This window comes from Streptomyces sp. NBC_01306 (genome assembly GCF_026340465.1).
Lineage (GTDB): Bacteria > Actinomycetota > Actinomycetes > Streptomycetales > Streptomycetaceae > Streptomyces.
Genome location: NZ_JAPEPC010000001.1, coordinates 5,223,615 through 5,244,251 on the forward strand (window position 1 = coordinate 5,223,615; position 20,637 = coordinate 5,244,251).

20 protein-coding genes are annotated in these 20,637 nt (G+C 70.3%); 10 read left to right on the top strand and 10 right to left on the bottom strand.

What is annotated here, in order from left to right:
• Nucleotides 1-105: 105 nt before the first annotated feature.
• Entirely contained in the window at nt 106-423 is a 318-nt protein-coding gene (locus tag OG385_RS22970) for a DUF3040 domain-containing protein (protein WP_266857198.1), read from the top strand.
• A 39-nt stretch (nt 424-462) separates the two neighbouring features.
• Here the strand turns inward: OG385_RS22970 and OG385_RS22975 are convergent, their stop codons facing one another.
• From OG385_RS22975 to OG385_RS22990, 4 genes are all read right to left on the bottom strand, one after another.
• Nucleotides 463-978 (bottom strand): GNAT family N-acetyltransferase, encoded by a 516-nt coding sequence (locus OG385_RS22975; RefSeq protein ID WP_266861096.1) that lies wholly within the window; start codon nt 976-978, stop codon nt 463-465.
• Nucleotides 979-992: 14 nt separating this feature from the next.
• On the bottom strand, nt 993-1,799 hold the full coding sequence (locus OG385_RS22980; RefSeq protein WP_266857200.1) for a S9 family peptidase: 807 nt from the start codon (nt 1,797-1,799) through the stop codon (nt 993-995).
• Nucleotides 1,800-1,944: 145 nt separating this feature from the next.
• Nucleotides 1,945-3,489 carry an FMN-binding glutamate synthase family protein gene (locus OG385_RS22985; protein ID WP_266857201.1) on the bottom strand — a complete coding sequence of 515 codons (1,545 nt, stop codon included), beginning with the start codon at nt 3,487-3,489 and terminating at the stop codon, nt 1,945-1,947.
• Between the two features lie 265 nt (nt 3,490-3,754).
• Nucleotides 3,755-4,609, bottom strand: a complete 855-nt coding sequence (locus OG385_RS22990; RefSeq protein WP_266857202.1) for a helix-turn-helix transcriptional regulator — start codon at nt 4,607-4,609, stop codon at nt 3,755-3,757.
• Between the two features lie 112 nt (nt 4,610-4,721).
• Between OG385_RS22990 and OG385_RS22995 the strand changes: the two genes are divergently transcribed.
• Entirely contained in the window at nt 4,722-5,516 is a 795-nt protein-coding gene (locus OG385_RS22995; protein ID WP_266857204.1) for an alpha/beta fold hydrolase, read from the top strand.
• 11 nt (nt 5,517-5,527) lie between these two features.
• Here OG385_RS22995 and sigJ read toward each other — a convergent pair whose 3' ends face one another.
• Entirely contained in the window at nt 5,528-6,466 is a 939-nt protein-coding gene (sigJ, locus tag OG385_RS23000) for an RNA polymerase sigma factor SigJ (protein ID WP_266857205.1), read from the bottom strand.
• Between the two features lie 108 nt (nt 6,467-6,574).
• Between sigJ and OG385_RS23005 the strand changes: the two genes are divergently transcribed.
• Nucleotides 6,575-6,937 carry a hypothetical protein gene (locus OG385_RS23005; protein ID WP_266857207.1) on the top strand — a complete coding sequence of 121 codons (363 nt, stop codon included), beginning with the start codon at nt 6,575-6,577 and terminating at the stop codon, nt 6,935-6,937.
• A gap of 61 nt (nt 6,938-6,998) precedes the next feature.
• Here the strand turns inward: OG385_RS23005 and OG385_RS23010 are convergent, their stop codons facing one another.
• The 4 genes from OG385_RS23010 to OG385_RS23025 form a co-directional block, all read right to left on the bottom strand.
• Nucleotides 6,999-8,312 carry an MFS transporter gene (locus OG385_RS23010; RefSeq protein ID WP_266857209.1) on the bottom strand — a complete coding sequence of 438 codons (1,314 nt, stop codon included), beginning with the start codon at nt 8,310-8,312 and terminating at the stop codon, nt 6,999-7,001.
• Nucleotides 8,313-8,428: 116 nt separating this feature from the next.
• On the bottom strand, nt 8,429-9,010 hold the full coding sequence (locus OG385_RS23015) for a transcriptional regulator (protein ID WP_266857211.1): 582 nt from the start codon (nt 9,008-9,010) through the stop codon (nt 8,429-8,431).
• 92 nt (nt 9,011-9,102) lie between these two features.
• Nucleotides 9,103-10,590: a long-chain fatty acid--CoA ligase gene (locus OG385_RS23020; protein ID WP_266857213.1), complete on the bottom strand. Its 1,488-nt coding sequence runs from the start codon at nt 10,588-10,590 to the stop codon at nt 9,103-9,105.
• The gene (locus OG385_RS23025) at nt 10,587-11,651 is read right to left on the bottom strand and encodes a TauD/TfdA family dioxygenase (RefSeq protein ID WP_266857215.1); all 1,065 of its coding nucleotides are present in this window, start codon (nt 11,649-11,651) and stop codon (nt 10,587-10,589) included. Before OG385_RS23025 ends, OG385_RS23020 begins: the two co-directional genes overlap by 4 nt.
• A gap of 153 nt (nt 11,652-11,804) precedes the next feature.
• Between OG385_RS23025 and OG385_RS23030 the strand changes: the two genes are divergently transcribed.
• The 7 genes from OG385_RS23030 (at nt 11,805) to OG385_RS23060 (ending at nt 19,962) form a co-directional block, all read left to right on the top strand.
• Nucleotides 11,805-12,812 carry an AraC family transcriptional regulator ligand-binding domain-containing protein gene (locus OG385_RS23030; protein ID WP_266857217.1) on the top strand — a complete coding sequence of 336 codons (1,008 nt, stop codon included), beginning with the start codon at nt 11,805-11,807 and terminating at the stop codon, nt 12,810-12,812.
• A gap of 100 nt (nt 12,813-12,912) precedes the next feature.
• Entirely contained in the window at nt 12,913-13,971 is a 1,059-nt protein-coding gene (locus OG385_RS23035) for a 3-keto-5-aminohexanoate cleavage protein (RefSeq protein WP_266857219.1), read from the top strand.
• 146 nt (nt 13,972-14,117) lie between these two features.
• A complete protein-coding gene (locus OG385_RS23040) occupies nt 14,118-15,089 on the top strand; it encodes a quinone oxidoreductase (RefSeq protein ID WP_266857221.1) in 972 nt (323 codons plus the stop codon).
• Nucleotides 15,090-15,104: 15 nt separating this feature from the next.
• The gene (locus OG385_RS23045) at nt 15,105-15,977 is read left to right on the top strand and encodes a TauD/TfdA family dioxygenase (protein ID WP_266857222.1); all 873 of its coding nucleotides are present in this window, start codon (nt 15,105-15,107) and stop codon (nt 15,975-15,977) included.
• Between the two features lie 84 nt (nt 15,978-16,061).
• Nucleotides 16,062-17,411 (top strand): MFS transporter, encoded by a 1,350-nt coding sequence (locus OG385_RS23050; RefSeq protein WP_266857224.1) that lies wholly within the window; start codon nt 16,062-16,064, stop codon nt 17,409-17,411.
• The gene (locus OG385_RS23055) at nt 17,408-17,983 is read left to right on the top strand and encodes an alpha/beta hydrolase (protein ID WP_266857226.1); all 576 of its coding nucleotides are present in this window, start codon (nt 17,408-17,410) and stop codon (nt 17,981-17,983) included. Before OG385_RS23050 ends, OG385_RS23055 begins: the two co-directional genes overlap by 4 nt.
• The gene (locus OG385_RS23060) at nt 17,980-19,962 is read left to right on the top strand and encodes an acetoacetate--CoA ligase (RefSeq protein ID WP_266857227.1); all 1,983 of its coding nucleotides are present in this window, start codon (nt 17,980-17,982) and stop codon (nt 19,960-19,962) included. Before OG385_RS23055 ends, OG385_RS23060 begins: the two co-directional genes overlap by 4 nt.
• Before the next feature lie 18 nt (nt 19,963-19,980).
• Here the strand turns inward: OG385_RS23060 and OG385_RS23065 are convergent, their stop codons facing one another.
• Nucleotides 19,981-20,574: a TetR/AcrR family transcriptional regulator gene (locus OG385_RS23065; protein ID WP_266857228.1), complete on the bottom strand. Its 594-nt coding sequence runs from the start codon at nt 20,572-20,574 to the stop codon at nt 19,981-19,983.
• Nucleotides 20,575-20,637: the final 63 nt, after the last annotated feature.

Here is a 20,637-nt window from a genome sequence, read left to right on the forward strand (position 1 = left end):
ACAGAAACCGGCCTAAAATGGATGTGATGGCCCGGGGGACAGGTGCCGAAGAGGTACCGGAGACGAGGTATCCAACAGCCTGCCCAGGTGTGGGAGGTGGCTGTGGTGGACGGCCCACCGCTGTCGAAGGACGAACAGCAGACCCTCTCCGAAATCGAGGCAACACTGGCACAGGACCCGGAACTTGACCGTCGGCTGTCCGCCGCTGAGCTGCGACCGCTGGCCGGACGTCGAAAGCCGCGCCGGTCGGACATCTGGCTCATGGTCGTTCTGGGAGTGGCCTGGGTCTGTCTGCTGGCCGCATCGCTCCGTACCGGCTCACTGGCGGTCCTCGGCGCCTGCGCGTGCACGGGGACGGCCGCCGTGGCTGTGACGACCCACGTAGCCGCCAGGACGTGGCGCCGCCCTTCGGACCAGGACTGACACCGGGCGTGAGGCCAGGTGGCCCGAAGAGCGGCGGGATCAGCGGCCTGCCGGCCCCGCGGTCCCGGCCGCCCAGGCGATCTCGTAGTACTTCACCCGCTCGTCCTGCCCGACCAGCGTCATTCCCACAGCGGTCATGACGCGGTGGGACGCCGCGTTCTCGTGGTCGGCATCGCCCTTCACCCGGGCGAAACCCCGTTCGCGTGCGGAGACGAGCAGGGCACGGACGGCCTCCGACGCGTACCCCTTGCTCTGCGAGGCCGGGACCAGCCCATACCCGATGGTGACGCTGCCCTGCTCGTCCGGCGGACCGTGGAAGTCCACGCCCCCGATCGCGTAGCCGTCCTCGCGCCGCCGGATCTCGTACGAGCCGGGGTGCGCGGCACCGCCTTCCGCGCAGGCCCTGAGGAGCCGCCGGGCTGCGGAAACGTCCCCCTCCATGGGGTAACCGGGCGCCCACCGGTCGCCCACACCCGGCCGGCCCGCCACCAGCCGCTCGGATTCGTCGACGGTCAGCGGATGGAGTACGAGCCGCGCTGTCACAAGGTCACCCATGACATCGCTGAATATCACGCCGGCAGGCTGGAGGGCACCTGGGACGTCTTGTCCGCGGGCCGTGACCCGTGGATGTACTGGTCGGCCCAGGCGCTGATGATGTGGGCGGCACGCTGCGCCTGTCCCCGTGCGGTCAGGAGATGGTCCGCTCCTTCGAGCGAGACGAAGCTTCGCGGGTGTCGTGCCTCGCGGAAGATCTCCCCGGCGTTGTCGATGTCGACGGTGGAGTCGGTAGGCGAGTGCAGGACGACGAGTGGCAGGTTCAACTCGCTTATCCGGTCACGCAGATGAGCATGGTGGACGTCTTCGACGAAGGCGCGCTTGAGGACCAGGGTCCTCCCGCCGACGAACCACTCGTGCGCCCCTTCGCTGAGGACGCGGTCCATGACCGCGTCGTACTGCCGCTCGACATGGCTGGGGTCGATGGGCGCGCCGATGGTGGCGATCGCGCGGACGCCGGTTATCTCGGCCGCTGCGGCCAGAACGGCGGCGCCTCCCCATGAGTGCCCCACCAGCAGGTCCACCGGAGTCCCTCGCTCCGCCATCAGGGCTGCCGCACGGACCGTGTCCTGGACCTTGATGGTGAAGGAACCGTCGCCCCAGTCGCCGTCGGAGTCCCCGATCCCGAGGTTGTCGTAGCGCAGCATTCCGATCCCTTCGCGTGCCAGCTGCTTGCTGACGCGCGAGGCGGCCGGTGAGTCCTTGCCAAGGGTGAATCCGTGTACGAAGAGTCCCCAGCCCCGGGTCTCGCCCTCCGGCAGGTCGATCGATCCGGCCAGTTCGGGGCCGACGGTGCTCCGGAATCTCACTTTTTCGGGCATGTTGTGATCACCTAAGCGTGGACTGTTCGTGGACTGTTCGTGGGCATGCGCAGGGCAGAGGAGACGAGGGCGGTACCGGCCGGTGCCACGCACGTGCTCCGGGCAGGGAGAGCGGCGAGCGCGGTGCTCGTCGCCCTCCTGAGTGTCAGACGCCCGGCTTCGGCTCGGGGGCCGAATCGGTGGCGACCAGCGCGGTGATCTCATTGACGAGGTGCGGGCCGAGCTCGCCCCAGCCGTCCTTGTAGCCGTAGACGCCGGCCAGGGTGCGGGCGTCGTAATCGCCGTTCATGATCTCGATATCGTTGGCTGTGATGAGCGCCGGGTGGGCGACGCCGACGGCCCCCGAGATCTTCATCAGCTCCCTGCGCAGGGTGCGCAGGTAGACGGCGGCCCGGGTGGACTTCGATGTCGGGTCGATGCCGCGGGCCAGCCGCGGGTTCTGGGTGGCGATACCGGTGGGGCACTTGTCGGTGTGGCACTTCTGCGACTGGATGCAGCCGATCGACAGCATCGCCTCACGCGCCACATTGATCATGTCGGCACCCAGAGCGAAGGCGACCGCGGCGTTCTCGGGCAGGCCGAGCTTGCCGGAGGCGATGAAGGTCAGGTCGTCGGTCAGCCCCAGCTCGGCGAAGGTGCCGTAGACCCGGGAGAAGCCCATCCTGAACGGCAGCGACACCGAGTCGCTGAAGGTCAGCGGCGCCGCCCCGGTGCCGCCCTCGCCGCCGTCGATGGTCACGAAGTCGACACCGCGGTCACCCCGCGCCATCAGCGTGGCCAGCTCCTGCCAGAAGTCCATCTCGCCCACCGCGCTCTTGACCCCGACCGGCAGACCGGTCTCGGTGGCGAGCAGTTCGACGAAGTCGAGCATCGAGTCGACGTCGCTGAACGCGGTGTGCCGCGACGGGGACGCGCAGTCCTTGCCGAGCGGGATGCCGCGGATCTCGGCGATCTCCGGGGTCACCTTCGCGGCCGGCAGCATCCCGCCAAGACCGGGCTTGGCGCCCTGGGAGAGCTTGATCTCTATCGCCTTGACCGGGGCGCCGGCGACGACGTCCTTGAGCTTGTCGATGCTGAAGCTGCCGTCCTCGTTGCGGCAGCCGAAGTACGCCGTACCGATCTGAAGGATGAGGTCGCCGCCATTGCGGTGGTACGGCGAGAGGCCGCCCTCGCCCGTGTTCTGCAGCGTGCCCGCCAGCGCCGCTCCCTTGTTGAGCGCCGTGATCGCCGCGCCGGAGAGCGATCCGAAGCTCATCGCCGAGATGTTCACCACGCTCGCCGGCCGGAACGCCTTGGCGCGCCCGCGCGGCCCGCCCAGCACCTTGGCCGAGGGCAGCGGGGCCTGCGGGTCGTGCGCGTCGGGCAGCGGGCCGGCGAACGTGCGCTGCTTCAGGTATGCGTGGCCCTGCATGTGCTCGACGTCATTGTCGGTTCCGAACCCGAAGTAGTTGTTCTCCTCCTTCGCCGACGCGTAGATCCAGGTGCGCTGATCACGGCTGAAGGGGCGCTCCTCGTCGTTGGAGGTCACGATGTACTGCCGCAGCTCCGGCCCGATCGTCTCCAGCAGGTAGCGGGCGTGCCCGATCACCGGGAAGTTCCGGAGCAATGCGTGCTTCTTCTGGACGAGGTCGCGGGCTGCCACCAGCGCCAGTGCTGTTGCGGTGGCCGTAGCGATACTCCGGGCGCGCATGAACGTTCCTCTCCTCGGTGCTCGACTCCATCGCCGTGCGGTGGGGTCGTCGTGTCGGGCGTTGGGCGGCGGGCACGACCAAGCGGTGTCGGCGTCCGTCGGAGAACACGAGAGTAAATATTAGGAGTCCGCGAGGGCGGCCAGTGACCAGGGTCGTCGGGCGGGGCGGCAGCCCAGCGGTGGGCGGGCCGTGCCGACCGCACGGGCACAGAGCTACCTGGCGATCACGGGGCGTCGCAGCTCTGTGATCGTCGAGTGGCCGTTCTCAAGAACGCCGCGCCGGGTGAGGCGAACGCCGCGCCATCTCCGTTGTCTGCCATGCGCCCGGGCGCATGCCTGTCGCCTTCTGGAAGAACACCGAGAAGTTGGAGGCGTCGGGGAAGCCGAGTGTGCCGGCGCAGTGGGCCGCCGTGAGGCGGTCGTGCGCGAGGAGACGTCTGGCTTCCAGGGCGATCCGGTCGGCGATGTATGCCTTCGCGGTGCGGCCGGTGACCTGCTGCACCGCTCTGGAGAGGGTGCGGGGCGCGTATCCCAGGGCCCGGGCGTAGTAGCCGGCGTCATGGTGTTCCCGGAAGTGTGCTTCGACGCTGGACCGGAACAGCCGGAACACCGGATTCGACGGCTGTACTTCGCCGTGCGGTGGCCGGAGCCGGGCGATGAGCGCGGAGAGCAGGATCTCGGGCAGCTCCGTCGGCGTATCTCCGGGCGGGGCGGACGCTTCGAGGAGGAGATGGTTCCGTGCGGTGTCGACGAACGGCCAGTCGGCGTCGGGAATGCTCCACTGTGCGACCAGGTCCGGGGCCGCGACGAGTTCCCGGGTGGCCAGGGTGACCGGTGCGGTCGGGACGAACAGCACGACGTGCCCTGCCACGCGGGCGATGTCGTCCCATCGGTGCACCGCGCCAGGAGCGACCCAGACCGCGGACCGCTCCCTGAGCGGGTGCCGGAGGAAGTCCACCGTGACGGACCCGTGTCCGGCGTCGACGACGGCGAGGACGTGGAAGTCGGCACGTTGCGTGCCGCCGTCGTTCAGCTCGCGAAGGCGGCCGAACGTCATCGTCTCGACAGCGGCGGCACCGTGCCCGACGGGCTGATAGGTCATCTGCCGGATCGCGGTCATGTGTCCAGTTTCCACCATCGGGCGACCAGTCGTGCCGATGCCCTCGAAGAGTCATGGACCTTCAATGGGTACGCGGTAGTTCCGCCGCAGAACACTGATCGAGGGAATGGCGATGAACGCGACACAGCAGCCACAGCTGCCCGCTTATGACCACCGGCCGGGGACCGGACCGACCCTGGTGTTCCTGCACTACTGGGGTGGTTCCGCCCGTACCTGGGACCTGGTCGTCGACCGCCTCGCGGGTCGTGACGTACTGACTGCCGACTTCCGCGGGTGGAGCCGCTCAAGTAGTCTGCCCGGCCCCTGCACGCTCCGCCGGCTCGCGGACGACACGCTCGACGTGATCGCGGACGCCGGTGTCACCGACTATGTCCTCGTCGGACATTCCATGGGTGGCAAGGTCGCGCAGCTGATCGCGGCGACCCGGCCCACCGGCCTCCGCGGGATCATCCTCGTCGGCTCCGGTCCGGCGAAGCCCGCCGCGGAGATCACTCCCGAGTACCGGGAGGGTCTGTCCCACGCCTACGATTCCGACGAGTCCGTCGCCGGTGCACGGGACACCATCCTCACCGCGACCGAGCTGCCCGAATCGGTCAAGGCGCAGATTGCGGCCGATTCGCGTGCCGGTACCGATGCCGCCCGCATGGAGTGGCCGCTGCGCGGCATCGCGGAGGACATCACCGGGTATACCCGCATGATCAGCGTCCCCGCGCTCGTCGTCGCCGGAGAGAACGACCACGTCGAGCCCGTCGACGTGCTCCGCGACAACCTGGTGCCCTATCTCTCCGGAGCCGACTTCAGGGTGATCCCGGACTCGGGTCACCTGATCCCGCTGGAAGCTCCGGCCGAGCTCGTCGAGGCCATCACCACCTTCGCACCGGTGGGAGGCGCGAGGTCAGTTCGGTGACCGGACAGGACCTAGCTCTCCCGCGCCCAGGGCCGTAGCTTCTCCGGATTGCGGACCGCCCAGATCCGGGTGACCTGGCCGTCGGCGACATCGAACGAGGCCACGGTCATGACGACGCCGGCACGCCGGGCCACCAGGCCCGGCGTGCCGTTGACCGACCGCTCCAGGAGTTCGAGCCCCGGAGCCCTGTCGGCGATGGCCACCATGTACTGGGCGATGCGCGCGCCGCCTTCGACCGGGCGCAGGGCCGCACCGGCCGTGCCGCCGCCGTCGGCGGTCATCACGGCGGCCGGGTCGAGGAGGTCGACGAGGGCCGGGATGTTCTTCGTCTCCCAGGCCTCTTTGACGCGCCGCACCGCGTCGGCCTGTCCGGGCTCCGTCACCGGAGCGCGCGCGGTGCCCGCCCGCCGCCGGGCGGACGCCGCCAGCTGCTTGCACGCGGCGGGGGTCCGGCCGAGGACGCCGGCGATCTCGGCGAACGGGTAACGGAAGACATCGTGCAGGACCAGCGCCACCCGCTCGGCGGGCGTCATCGACTCCAGTACGACGAGGAAGGCCATGGTCACCGATTCGTCCAGGACCATCAGGTCGGCGGGGTCGGCGGGGTCCGTGCCATGGCCCTGGTCCCACTCGGCGCGGTCGGGCAGTGGCTCGGGCAGCCACGCGCCGACGTAGCGTTCACGCCGGGCCCGCGCCGAGCCGAGCACGTCCAGGCAGATGCGGCCGGTCACCGTCGTCAGCCAGGCGCCGGGGGACACGATCTCCTCCCGCCCGCTCCGTGACAGCGCGTACCAGCGCGTGTAGGCCTCCTGTACGGCGTCCTCGGCCTCGGCCAGTGAGCCGAGCAACCGGTAGGCGACATTGATCAGTTGGCGCCGCTCACCAGCTGCCTCACCGGCTGTCTCGCCGGCTGCCTCAGCGGCTGTCCCGTCGGTGCTCGTCCCCGCCATCCCCACGCCCCCGGCCGGCTGCTCGCCTTACCTTTCGCAGGCCCGCGTCGTCGGGCTGGTGAGACCCTATCGATCCACCGCCCCCGGGCGGAACAGGAGGACCGTGACATGGCCACCCAGGCGACGGCACCGCGCAGCTTCTCGTTTCTGCAGATCGCGATCGCCCTGCAGACCCTGACCATCTTCCTTCAAGCGGTCACCGCCGGGCTGCTGTTGACCTCGTCCTATGGCGAGACGCTGCACAGTGTCGGAGCCCGGGTGATGTACGGGGCGTCGATGCTGTACGTCCTCGCGGCGGTGCTGGCGTGGAAGCCGGGCGGCGGCTCGCCCCGCCCCGTTCTGCACGCGACCGGCTTCCTTGTCCTCGCCTCGGTCCAGGTGGTGCTCGGCATCGCGCACATACCGTCGGTCCATCTGCCCCTGGGAGTCCTGATGTTCGGGCTGAGCGTGCTGGCGCTGGCCCGGCGCTGAAGACTCCAGCGCTGAACCCTCCAGCGCTGGAGTCTCCGGTGCGCAGGGCCCGCCGCCCGCTTCAGAGCGCGGGCTCCGCCTCCGGCCGGGGGGCCGGAGTGGTGGCCGGAGGCCCGGTCGGCAGATCGCGGGTGCGCCGGATCGGGGAGAACCAGAGGAGCGACGCGGCGACGGGCAGCCCGGCGATGGTGATCCACAGTGCGGTGCGGGTCCCCAGCGCCTCGCCGAGCGCGCCGCCGAGGACCGCTCCGAGCGGGATGGTGCCGTAGTTGAGGAACGCGGCCGAAGCAGAGATCCGGCCCAGCATGTCCTTGGGGCAGTACTGCTGACGGAAGGTCGAGGCGATGATGTTCGCCGCGATCACCCCGATGGACACCGAGGTGTAGCCGATCACGAAGAGCACCAGGCCGAACCCCGGCGTCGTCAGCGGGATGAGGAGCGCCAGCGAGGGCACGGCCAGTTGGAAGAAGATCAGGGCGCGGGCGCTGCCGATCCGGGCGGCGACCCGGCGGGCGGCGAAGGCGCCGACGATGCCGCCGATGCCGCCTGCGGTCATCAGGGCGCCGATGGTCCCCGACGCGAGGTGGACCTCGCGGACCAGGAAGACCACCAGGATCGACTGGTACGCCATCAGCGCCAGGTTGGACGCACCGCCCGTTACGGCCATGGCGCGCAGATACGGGTCGCCGAAGGTCAGCCGCAGCCCGGTGCGGATCTCCCGGCCGAGCGCTCCCCGCGAACGCGTGACCTCCGGGCCGCGCGGCTCGCGGTGCTTGATGCGCAGGACGCAGAGGAAGGACACCGCGAACGTCGCCGCGTTCACGAACAGCCCGTTCGCCGCGCCGACCGCCTGGACCAGGAAGCCGCCCGAACCGAACCCGGCGAGCTGGGCCGCCGACTCGCTGCCGTGCAGCTTGGAGTTGCCCTCCGCCTGGTCCGCCGAGGCGACGAGATGGGGGAGCAGCGCGGTGTACGCGGTCTGGAAGAAGACGGTCGCCGTGCCGGCCAGTACCGCCGTGGCCAGCAGATAGCCGATCGAGAGCAGCCCCGTCCAGGCGGCGACGGGTATCCCGGCGAAGAGCAGCAGTGCGGCGGCGTCGGCGGTGAGCATGACCGGGCGGCGCGGCAGCCGGTCCACCCAGGCGCCGGCGGGCAGCCCGATGAGCAGCCAGGGCAGCCAGGTCGCGGCGGTGAGCAGGCCCACCTGGAGGGTGGAGGCGTGCAGCAGGGTGACCGCGACCAGGGGCAGGGCGACGGAAGTGACCGACGCGCCGTACTTCCCGGTGGTCGAGCCCGTCCAGAGGAGGCGGAAATCGCGGTTGCGCAGCAGGAGGCTGCGGGGGGTGGAGCGCGCTGGCGTACCCGAAGTCGGCATACGTATGAAGGTAGCTTGCAGAGGACTCTCTGCAAAGAGGTTTGCAGAGAGTCCTCTGCAATATTTTTCCGGGGCGGGGGTCTCTCGGATCCGGTGTCTCGGATCCGGCTTCTGCTCTAGCTCCTGCCCTCATAGCGCGCGAACGACTGGAGCTGGATGCTGATCGGCAGCGATCCGGGTGCGGGTGCTTCGCCCGCCGCCGGGTAGTACTTGTCGACCACGGCCATCAGCTCGTCGTTCAGCTCCCGCAGCCGTGCCGGTGTCAGCCGCAGATCGTCCCAGTTGGCGATGGTGCCCGCGCTCTCCCACTCGGCCGGCCACTCCTGGGCGGCATACGCGGACGCCCGCTGGAAGTAGAGCTGGAGGAGCTCCTGGACATACGCGTCCACGGCGACACGCGCCGAAGGATCCTCCTTGCTCAACTCCCCTGTGTGCAGCACCTGTCGGTCCTCCACCGCCCGCCACCAGCGCTCCCGCCTGGTGCCGCGCTCCACGTCCTCCTCGATGAAGCGGTGCTCGGCGAGCTGCCGCAGATGCCAGCTCACCGTGCCGGTGCTCTCGCCGAACTCCTCGGCCAGCGTGGTGGACGTCGCCGGTCCGTCGCGGCGCAGCGACTCCATGATGCGTACCCGCAGCGGGTGCGCGAGGGCGCGCAGACTGCGGGCGTCGATGGTACGTACGGGCTTCTGGCTGGCCATACCGGCAGCGTAACCGGGCCGGGGGAGCGGCCCGCCGTCACCTTCCTGGTCGCCCACGAGCTGCACCCGTCCTCCCGGCCGCGGTCGAGCCGCTACCCGATCACGATCTCCCGCTTGAGGATCTTGCCGGTCGCGCCCTTGGGCAGGCTCTCCGTGAGCGTGACGATACGGGGGTATTTGTACGGGGCCACCCGCTCCCGCACATAGGCGCGCAGCTCCTCGGCCGTCGCGCGGACACCCGGACGGAGCGTGACCGCCGCGGCCACCTCCTGTCCGTGCAGCTCGTGCGGTACGCCGACCACGGCGGCTTCGGCGACCGCCGGGTGCTCGTAGAGAACCTCCTCGATCTCGCGCGGGTAGACGTTGTAGCCGCCGCGGATGATGAGGTCCTTCTTCCGGTCGACGATGAAGTAGTAACCCTCCTCGTCGACCCGCGCCAGGTCCCCGCTCGCGAACCACCCGTCGCGGATGGCTTCCGCGGTCGCCTCGGGGCGGTTCCAGTAGCCCTTCATCACGTCGTCCCCGCGGATCGCGATCTCGCCGACCTCACCGGGGCCCGCGACGGTGCCGTCCCCGGTCACGAGCTTCATCTCGACCCCGCGGATCGGACGGCCGATCGACCCGGGCTTGCGCGGCCGGTCCACGGGGTTGAAGGAGACCACCGGCGAGGTCTCCGACAGCCCGTAACCCTCCAGTACGGGGACGTTGAACTCGCGCTCGAATCCGTGCAGCACCTCGACGGGCAGTGAGGCGCCGCCGGACACCGCCAGGCGCAGCGCGGGGAGCGCGGTGGCGGCCGGCGTCCCGGTGCGGAGCAGCGAGGTGTACATGGTGGGTACGCCGAGGAAGACGGTGACGGCGTCCCGGCGCAGGATGTCCAGCGCTCGCTGCGGCTCGAAGCGCGGGAGCAGCGTCAGGGATGCTCCGGAGGCGACGGCGGTGTTGAGCGCACAGGTCTGCCCGAAGGCGTGGAACAGCGGGAGGCCCCCGAACAGCACGTCGTCCGGGCCCAGTTGGAGTACGGTCTCGGTCGCCGTGGCCGCGTTGGTCATCAGGTTGCGGTGCGTCAGTTCCGCGCCCTTGGGGGTCCCGGTCGTGCCGGAGGTGTAGAGGATGACCGCGGTGTCGCTCTCCGACCGCTCGACGGTCTCCGGGCGGGGCTCGACGGCCCGCAACCGGGCGGCGCCCGCGTCCGAGTCCATGACCAGGCATTCGACCCCGGTCTGCGCCGCGGCCGCGGCGGCCTCTCCGGCCGCCTGCGAATGCGCCAGCACCATCGAAGCGCCCGAGTCGCGCAGGGCGAAGGCCGCTTCGCGCGCCTTCAGCAGGGGATTGAGCGGCACCACGACACCGCCGGCGCGCAGGACTCCGTAGTAAGCGACCGGGAAGTCGGGGGTGTTGGGCAGACAGAGCGCGACGCGGTCACCCGGTCCCACCCCGGCGGTACGCAGCAGCGCGGCCACCCGGGCACAGGCCGCGTCGAGCTGCGCATAGCTGAGCACGGTGTCGTCCTGGCGCACGGCCGGGCGGTCGCCGTAGGTGTGGGCCGAGGCCGCCAGCAGGGTGGCGAGGTTGGTCATGCGGATATCCCTTTCGCTCTCGCGATCACGTCGCGGGGTGCGACCCCGCCACGGCCGCGACGGTCGCAGGCGTCGTGCGGGTCGCCCCAGAAGTCCGCCGGCAGGTCGCGTTTCTGCCACGGGGTCAGCCAGAGCCGAAGCAGGTGGCGCTGCTCCTCGGGAACGTCGCCGTCCTCGAACTCGGTGCGGGCGTGCAGCGCCGCGTGGTTGTTGACCAGGAGCAGATCGCCGGCCCGGAGATCGAGGTCCAGCCGGAGGTCCTGGGCAGCTGTCAGCTCGTCCAGCAGGTCGAACAGCTCCCGGTCGGCCCGCGTCAGCCGCGGTACGTCGGGGAAGCGCTGCGCCGATTCGAGGTAGCAGCGGTGGTAACGCAGGCTGAGCCTGCCCTGGTGCCAGGACGCCAGCGGCGCCCGGTGGTAAGGGAGTTCACCGGCACTCTGCTCCTCCCGGCGGTCGAAGCAGTACCGGTGGTACAGGCGCTCGACCAGGTCGGGCCGCCGCGCCAGCACGCGATTGTGGACCGCTGCCGAGGAGACCAGGGACAGCTGGGCCCCGGAGCGGGCCGGGCGCAGGCACAGCAGTGCCAGCACATCGGCCGTGTCGGTGTGGAACGGCAGGCGCCCCCGGGTCTGATAGCCGCGCGTCGCGGGATCGGCCAGGGTGCGGCCGGTGTCGCGGACGTGGCCGAGCATCTGGCCTGCGGCGTTCTGCGAGACGGGGATGCCCAGATGCTGCCCGAGACCCCACAGGACAGTGCTCGCCGCCGCCTCGCCGTACTGTGCGACCGGCAGTCCGGAGATGAGCGCGAAACCTCGCCCGTGCTCCAGTACGTCGTTGATTGCGGCCAGTTCCCCCGCCAGGGACGGCAGGGGGAAGTCGGTGGTACGCAGTTTCAGGAGCGGGGTGCCTCGTGCGCGCGCGGCCCGCAGAGCCTCGTCGATCTCACGGAGCTGCGGCACCGAGAGACGCAGCCCCCACTGCGAGGTGTTGTGGAGATCCGGACCGTTCCATGCGGCCGGCCCGCTGAGGGGCCGGCGCAGCACACTGCTCACGCCGGTCATGACGGCCTCTCTGGCATCACGGTGGAGGGCTCCTCCACGGTCGAATCGGTGCCGCCACGCTAGGTCATGTTCTGCACGGAGTCTTGACCTGAAGTGACGATGGACTTATCACTTGGGGACATCGCTCAGAGGAGTGCACGAGGGAGTGCGTCTGTGAAGCCGCTGGTCCGCTATGCGTCATTGAGCAGCTATGCAGAGCTGTGCCGTTCGCTCAACATCGATCCACGGGCCCTGATGCGGAGCATGGGGCTGGACATCAGCGGCCTCGCGGTCCAGGACCGGTGGGCCCCGGGCGCTGCGGTGGTCCGGCTGCTCGAACGGTCGGCGGAGGTGTCCGGCCGGGAGGACTTCGGCCTGCGCCTGGCCGAGCGCCGCCGGTTCTCCAACCTCGGCCCGATCGGCCTGGTGGCCCGCGAGGAGCCGACTGCCCGGAGCGCGCTGGAGCTGCTCATCCGCTACGAGCGCATGTACAACGAAGCGCTGCACACCCGGCTGGCCGAGGCCGAGGGACTGGCCACGCTCAAGATGGATCTGGACCTGGGGGAACCGCTGCCCTGCCGGCAGTCCACCGAGCTCGCCGTGGGCGCGTACCACCATGTGCTCCGGCACTTCCTCGGCGACCGCTGGCAACCGCTGGCGGTGTGCTTCACCCATCAGCCGCCCGCGGACCTCGCCGCGCACCGGCGCTTCTTCGGCCCCGCCGTCGAGTTCGACCGCGAGTTCAACGGAATCCTCTGCTACTCCGGAGACCTGGACACCGCCAATCCGGAGCCCGACCCGCAGTTGCGAAGCTACGCGCGGCAGTACTTCGACTCGGTCGCGGTCTCCCGGGACACCTCCGTACAGGACCGGGTGGTGGCCGTGATCGAGGTGCTGCTGCCCACCGGCCGCTGTTCGATCGAGCAGGTGGCGCACAGCCTCAGCGTCGACCGCAGGACGGTGCACCGGCATCTGGCGGAATCCGGGGAATCGTTCTCCTCCCTGCTCAACGCGGTGCGCGCCCGCCTGGCGGAGCAGTTCGTGGCGAATCCGCGCCGCTCCTTCACGGAGATCTCCGATCTCCTGGGGTTCTCCGCGCCGAGCGCCTTCTCGCGCTGGTTCCGCGAGCGATTCGGATGCAGTCCCCGGGAGTGGCGGTCCAGGTCCCGAATGGGCAAGTGAATAGTCCCGCACGGTTAAGAATCGGGCGCTGCCGGGTCCTAGCGTGGCACCACCGCAAGGCCAGAGACCCACGGCTCCACCCGATGAAAGAGGGCCCACCGTGCACTTCCATGACGATTCCCTGCTGCCGGAGAACCAGGAGAAACTGGTGATCCAGGTCGCCCCCTACGGGCCCGAGTGGCTGCCGGGCGACGCGGACGACCTCCCGCTCACCATGGACGAGCATGTCCAGGCGGCTGTCGACTGCTACAACGCCGGCGCGACCGTGCTGCACATCCACGTCCGCGAGCTGAACGGCCACGGATCCAAGCGCATGTCCATGTTCAACGAGCTGCTCTCCCGGCTCCGCGAAGCCGTCCCGGACATGGTCCTCCAGATCGGCGGGTCGATCTCCTTCGCCCCCGAGGACGAGGGCGCCGACGCCAAGTGGCTCAGCTACGACACCCGCCACATGCTGGCCGATCTCACCCCCGCACCGGACCAGGTGACGATCGCGATCAACACCAGCCAGATGAACATCGTCGAGATCATGTCCGACGACGACCTCGAAGGCACCTCCATCGCCAAGCCCGACTTCTACCGGGCCTACCGCGACATGGTCGTCGAGGCCGGCCCGGACTTCTACCTCGAACACCTCAAGCGGCTGCACGCCAGCGGCATCCAGCCGCACTTCCAGCTCGCCACCCTGGCCCAGCTGGAGACCGTGGAACGGCTCATCCGCTCGGGTGTGTACACCGGCCCGATGGTCCTCAACTACGTTGCCATCGGCGGCGGTTTCGCCGGACGCCACCCCGCCGACCTGGTCGAATTCATCCGCCGCGTCCCGGACGGCGCCGTCCTCACCATCGAGAGCTCCATGCGCGCGGTGGCACCGATGAACGCCGTCGCGATCGCGCTGGGCGTGCACGTACGCGTCGGCAACGAGGACAACCTCTGGCGGCGCAAGGGCGAACGGATGAGCTCCGTCGAGCAGGTCGAGCAGATGGTCCGCATCGCCGACTCCGTGGGCCGCGACGTCGCATCCGGCCCGGAGGCCAAGCAGATCTACCAGATCGGCAAGCACTACAGCAGCACCGAAGAAACCCTGGACCGGCTCGGCATGGTCCCCAACCGCCGCCCCGGACAGCGCGGCTTCATGCTGCGCAACACCCAGGCCTGAGCAACACCCAGCCTTGAGCAACACCCAGGCCTGAGCAGAACCCAGATCTGAGCGGAGCCGGTCCCGAAGGCGGCGGTCGCGGGACCGGTCGCTCACTCCACGACCGCCGCAGTCCACACCGACACACCAGCACACGGAGCTCATTCATGGCACAGGCCATTCGCTTCCACGAAATCGGCGGCCCCGACGTCCTGCGATGGGAGGAGACCACCGTCGGCGACCCGGGCCCCGGCGAGGTCCGGATCCGGCACGAAGCCATCGGCCTCAACTTCGCCGACGTCTACTGGCGTACGGGTCTCTACCCCGCCCAGCGGCCCAGTGGGCTGGGCGTCGAGGCGTCCGGCGTGGTGGAGGCGGTGGGCGAGGGTGTCACACATGTCGCGGGGGGCGACCGGGTGACCTACACCGGCAGTCCGCTGGGGGCGTACAGCACTGAGCGGGTGATGCCCGCGGACACGCTGATCAAGCTGCCGGACGAGATCAGCTGCGAGACCGCCGCCGCGATGACCATGCGGGGTCTCACCGCCTCCTACCTCCTGCGCCGGATCTACCCGCTCAAGGCGGGCGACACCGTACTGCTGCACGCGGCCGCGGGCGGCGTCGGCCTGATCTTCTGCCAGTGGGCGAAGCTGCTCGGCGTCACCGTGATCGGCACCGTATCCAGCGAGGAGAAGGGCGAGATCGCCCGCGCCAACGGCTGCGACCACATCGTCTACTACCGCCGGGAGAACGTGGCCGAGCGGGTGCGCGAGATCACCGGCGGCGCCGGGGTGCCGGTCGTCTACGACAGCGTCGGCAAGGACACCGTCGCCGGGTCCATGGCCTCGCTCGCCCGCCGCGGGCTGCTGGTCTGCTTCGGCACCACCTCCGGGGTCCCGCCGCTGGACGCCATGCAACTCGCCCTGCACGGCTCGCTGTTCGCGACGCGGCCGGCGCTCGCCGACTACATCGCCGACCCCGCCGAGCGGGACGCCCTGGCCGGCGAACTGTTCGGGCATGTGGCGGCCGGCCGCATCAAGATCCAGATCAACCAGCGCTACGCGCTGAAGGACGCGGCGCAGGCGCACCGCGACCTGGAGGACGGGAAGACCACCGGGTCGTCCGTATTCACTGTCTGAGAAGGAGATCGCACCATGCTGCAAACGGTCCGCACAGCCATCCAAGTCGAGCCACTGACCTGCACCATCGGTGCCGAGCTGAGCGGGGTGCAGCTCGGTGACGCGGCGCAGGACGGCGAACTGTTCGCCCAGATCAGGGAATTGCTCCTCAAGTACAAGGTCCTGTTCCTGCGCGACCAGGAGATGACCCGCTCCGAGCACGTCGCCTTCGCCTCGCGCTTCGGCCCGCTGGAGGACCACCCGGTGGTCGTCGCCGACCCCGACCACCCGGGGCTGGCCCGGATCTACAAGGACCTGGACAGCAAGCCCGAGCACTACGAGAACGCGCTGCACTGCGACGCGACCTGGCGCGAGTGCCCGCCCATGGGCGCGGTGCTGCGCGCCGTCGAGACGCCGCCGGTGGGCGGCGACACGATCTGGGTCGACATGGGCGAGGCCTACCGCCGGCTGCCCGAGCACATCAAGACACAGATCGCCGGTCTGCGTGCGCGGCACAGCATCGAAGCGACCTTCGGTGCGGCCATGCCGGCCGAGAAGCGCCTCGCACTGAAGGAGCGCTACCCGGACGCGGAGCACCCGGTGGTGCGCACCCACCCGGAGACCGGCGAACAGATCCTCTTCGTCAACTCCTTCACCACTCACTTCGTCAACTACCACACTCCCGAGAACGTGCGCTTCGGGCAGGACTACGCACCCGGCGCGGCCAACCTCCTGAGCTACCTGATGAGCCAGGCCGCCGTGCCCGAGTACCAGGTGCGCTGGCGCTGGCAGAAGAACAGCGTGGCCATCTGGGACAACCGCTCCACCCAGCACTACGCCGTCCAGGACTACTGGCCCGCCGTCCGGAAGATGGAACGCGCCGGGATCGTCGGCGACAAGCCGTTCTAGAGCCTGACCCGGACGAAAGGTCCTGGGTCGTGTGTGAGAAGTAGCCCCGACCCCCCGGGAGCCCCAAAGGAGAGGTGACCCCACATGGGACTGCATACCGCCGGTCCGGCCGCACTGGACAGATCTCCGGTCCCACCGCGGCCCGCCGCCTCCCGCCGTTACGCCTGGGTGATCTTCGCCCTGAGCTTCGGGCTGCTGCTGTCGGACTACATGTCACGACAGGTGCTCAATGTGGTCTTCCCCGACCTCAAGGCCCAATGGCTGCTGTCCGACGGCCAGTTGGGCTCGCTCAGCGGCATCGTGGCCCTGATGGTCGGAGTTCTCACCTTCCCGCTGTCGCTGCTGGCGGACCGCTGGGGACGCAGCCGGTGTCTGGTAGCAGCCGCGGCGGTGTGGAGCCTGGCGACCCTGGGCTGCGCGATCTCGGCGAGCTACGGGGAGATGTTCGTGGCGCGGTTCTTCGTCGGTGCCGGGGAAGCGGCGTACGGCAGTGTGGGTATCGCGTTGGTGCTGAGCATCTTCCCCGCGCGCCTGCGGGCCACGCTCTCCGGGGCGTTCATGGGGGGCGGGGCGTTCGGGACCGTCCTGGGTGTGTCGGTCGGCGGTGTGCTGGCCCAGCATCTCGGCTGGCGCTGGGCCTTCGCCGTGATGGGGCTCTTCGGGCTGGCCCTGGCGGCGGTCTACGCGTTCGTGGTCACCGAGAGGAGACTCGCGGCGCAGGTGGCGATGGTCTCGGGCGCCGGCCGGGGAGGGGCCGACGAACGGGCGCCGTTGCGCACGATGCTGCCTCGGCTGTTCTCCTCGGTCTCGGTGGTCTGCGCCTACATCGGCAGCGGGCTGCAGATGTTCATCGCGATGGCCCTGCTCGCCTGGATGCCCACCTTCCTCAACCGCTCCTACGGTATGCCGTCCGCCAAGGCGGGCCTGGTGGCCGGGGCGTTCGCCCTGTTCACCGGTGTCGGCACGATCGTCGGCGGGATGGTGTCGGACAGGCTCAGCCGGACCGCGCCGATCCGGAAGTGGACGGTGTCGATCACCTGCAGTGTGGGCACCTTCGCCCTGCTGCTGTGCGGATTCGGCCTGCACGCCGGGCCGCTGCAACTCACCCTGGTCGCGGCCGGAGCCCTGCTGTCCAACGCCACTGCCGGGCCGGCCGCCGCCATGGTGGCCAATCTGACCCCGGCCGCCGTCGCCGCCACCGCCATGGCCACGCTCACCCTGGCCAACAGCCTGCTCGGCCTGGCCCCCGGCCCGACAGTGACCGGCATGCTCGCCGACCACGTCGGCCTGCTCGGCGCGCTGCGCCTCATCCCGCTGGTCGCGGTAGTGGCGTGCGCCGCCTTCGCGATCGGCCGACACTACTACCCACGAGACCTGCGCCGCCTGGGTTTGCTGCCCGAGGCCGCGCCGGCAGGACTGGAGTCCCAGCCATGAGCACCGTCGCACCGCCACCGGCCGTCCTGATCGTTCCCGGTCTGCGTGACCACGTACCGGAGCACTGGCAGACCGTCCTCGGCAACAAGCTGCCCGGCGCCCGTACCGTCGCACCGGTGACGACCGACCGGCTCAGCTGCGACGTGCAGGTCGCAGCCCTGGACGAGGCGCTGTCCGAGATCTCGGGTCCGGTCGTCCTGGTCGCGCACAGCGTCGGGGTGATCACGGTCGCGCACTGGGCGCAGCGCCACACGCGCCCGATCCAGGGTGCTCTGCTGGCCACCCCGCCGGATCTCGAAACACCCATGCCCGAAGGACATCCCAGCCGCGACGACCTGGGCGCCAACGGCTGGCTGCCGGTGCCGCGCGCCCCGCTGCCCTTCCCGAGCATCGTCGCGGCCAGCACCGACGACCCCCTGGCCGGCTTCGCACCGGTCGCCGCGCTCGCCCGGGCGTGGGGGAGCCGGCTGGTCGACCTCGGGCCGGTCGGACACCTCAACCCGGCGGCCGGGTACGGCGAGTGGCCCCAGGCCGAGCAGTACGTCCGCGAGCTCAGCGGGGAGGGCCGATGAGCACCGCCACCGACGTGTTGTGGTCCCCCGGTCCCAGCCAGACCGAGGGCTCCAACGTCGCCGCCTTCCTGCGCTGGCTGGACCGGACCAGAGGTCTGTCCTTCCCCGGCTACCCGGAGCTGTGGGAGTGGAGCACCACCGATCTGCCCGGATTCTGGTCCGCGGTCTGGGAGTTCTACGGGCTGGACGCCGTGACCGGCTACGACGAGGTGCTCGGCGACCCGTCGATGCCCGGGGCCACCTGGTTCCGCGGAGCACGCCTCAACTTCGCCGAACGCTGCTTCGCACAGGCCACCGACGCACGCCCCGCCCTGATCAGCGTGTCGGAGGGCGGGACGTCGGCCGAGACCTCCTGGGAGCAACTGCGCCACGAGACGGCGGCCCTCGCCGCAGCCCTCAAGGACATGGGGGTGCGCCCCGGAGACCGGGTGGCCGGCTATCTGCCGAACACGTCGCACGCCGTGGTCGCTCTGCTGGCCACCGCCGCCATCGGCGCGGTGTGGACGGTGTGTTCGCCGGACTTCGGCACACCGAGCGTGCTCGCCCGCCTGCGCCAGGCGCGCCCGACGGTGCTGCTGGCGGCGGACGGCTACCACCACGGCGGGAAGGAGTTCGACCGCCGTGCGGCGGTCTCCGAGATCGTGGACGGGCTGCCCACCCTCCGGCACCTGGTGGCGGTCGGCCACCTCCATCCGTCATCGGCCGCAGCGCCGTGGTCGCAGCGGCCCGAGGTGACACAGCACGTCTGGCCCGAGCTGCTCGCACGGCCGGGAGCCCAACTCGACTTCGCCGACGTCCCGTTCGACCATCCGCTGTGGATCCTGTGGTCCTCGGGCACCACGGGTGTGCCGAAGGGCATCGTGCAGGGGCACGGCGGCATCGTCGTCGAACTGCTCAAGGCCCTCGGCCTGGGCTCCGACCTGCGCGCCGACGACCGCTACTTCTTCCACACCTCCACCAGCTGGATGGTCTGGAACCTCATGGTCGCCGGCCTGCTGCACGGGTCCACCATCGTGCTGTACGACGGCAGCCCCGGCTACCCGGACATCAACGGGGTCTGGCGGGTCGCCGAGCAGACCGGCGCGACGATGGTCGGAGTCGGCGCGGCCTATCTGGCTGCCGCGGAGGCGGCGGGAGCGCATCCGGCGGCGGAGACCGACCTCAGCGCCGTGCGCTCGGTCCTGCAGACCGGCTCGGCGCTGCCGGTCAGCACCTGGCACTGGGCCGCCGAGCGCCTCGTCCCCGGCGCCTGGGTGCAGTCGATCTGCGGCGGGACCGACATCTGCTCGGTGCTCGCCGGCGGCAGCCCGCTGCTGCCGGTGCGCGCCGGACGTATCCAGTGCCCCGCGCTCGGGGTCGCGCTCGCCTCCTGGGACCCGGCAGGACAGCCGCTCGTCGGAGAACAGGGCGAGCTGGTGGTCACCGCCCCGCTGCCGTCCATGCCTCTGCACTTCGTGGACGACCCCGGCGGGGAGCGCTACCGCGCCAGTTACTTCGACGTGTATCCGGGGGTGTGGCGGCACGGGGACTGGGCCATCCTCGACTCCGACCTCACGGTGGTGGTGGCCGGCCGGTCGGACTCGACGCTCAACCGGATGGGTGTGCGGATGGGTTCGGGCGATATCTACGAGGTCGTCGAACCGCTGCCGCAGATCGCCGACAGTCTTGTCGTCGGCGCCGAGCTGTCCGACGGGCGGTACAGCATGCCGCTGTTCGTCGTCCTCGCCGACGGCGCCCGGCTCGACGACGCGCTGCGGAAGGAGATCACCACCGCGATCCGCAGCCGGCTGTCGCCGCGTCATGTACCGGACCGGATCGAGCAGGTGGCGGCGGTGCCGCGCACCCTGACCGGCAAGAAGCTGGAGGTCCCGGTGAAGCGCATCCTCCAGGGCGCCCGCGTCTGCGATGTGTCCGCGGAAGGCGCCGTCGCCCACCCCGAAATGCTGGAGTGGTTCGCGGAGTTCGCCGCCCAGCTCTGAGGGCCGCCGGTGAGGGTGTCAGCGGGCCCGGAGGCCGCCCAGCAGCAGATTCTGGACGGCGGTGAAGTCACCGTCGATGCCTGGGCGGCTCCACTCCGCCGCGTACACCGGGTCATGGAAGCGGCCGGTCGCATCGAAGACCGCGCGGGCCGTCGTCGGGAAGTCCACCTCGACCGGGGCGAACTCGCCCTGGGCGCAGCCGTCCTCGATGATCCGGGCGAGCTGCCCGACGAGCGCCCCGATATGGCTCTCCACCACTCCGCTGCTCTCCCCGGTCAGTACCCCGAAGGTGGCGAACAGCTCGGGGTCGCCGCCCGCCTTGCGGCGCTTGGCCGCGAAGAGGGCCGTGAGCCAGTTCGTCAGCCGGGCGGTCGCGGAGCCTTCCCGGTCGTCGGCGAACCGGGCCAGCTCGGCCTCCGACCTGTGCAGCCAGCGCTCGGTGACAGCCTCGCGCAGTGCCGCCTTGGTGCGGAAGTGGCGGTAGACGCTGCCGTGGCTGACCCCGAGCACCCGTGCCACGTCGACCACCGTGGCCTTGGCCGGGCCGTAGCGGCGCAGCACGTCCTCGGTCGCCTCAAGAATGCGCTCGGGTGTCAGGGCTTCGGGCGTCATCGCGTCTGCGCTGCCTTTCGGTGCCGCGCTGTCTTCCGGAGGACGCGCTGCCGTGCGGGGAGT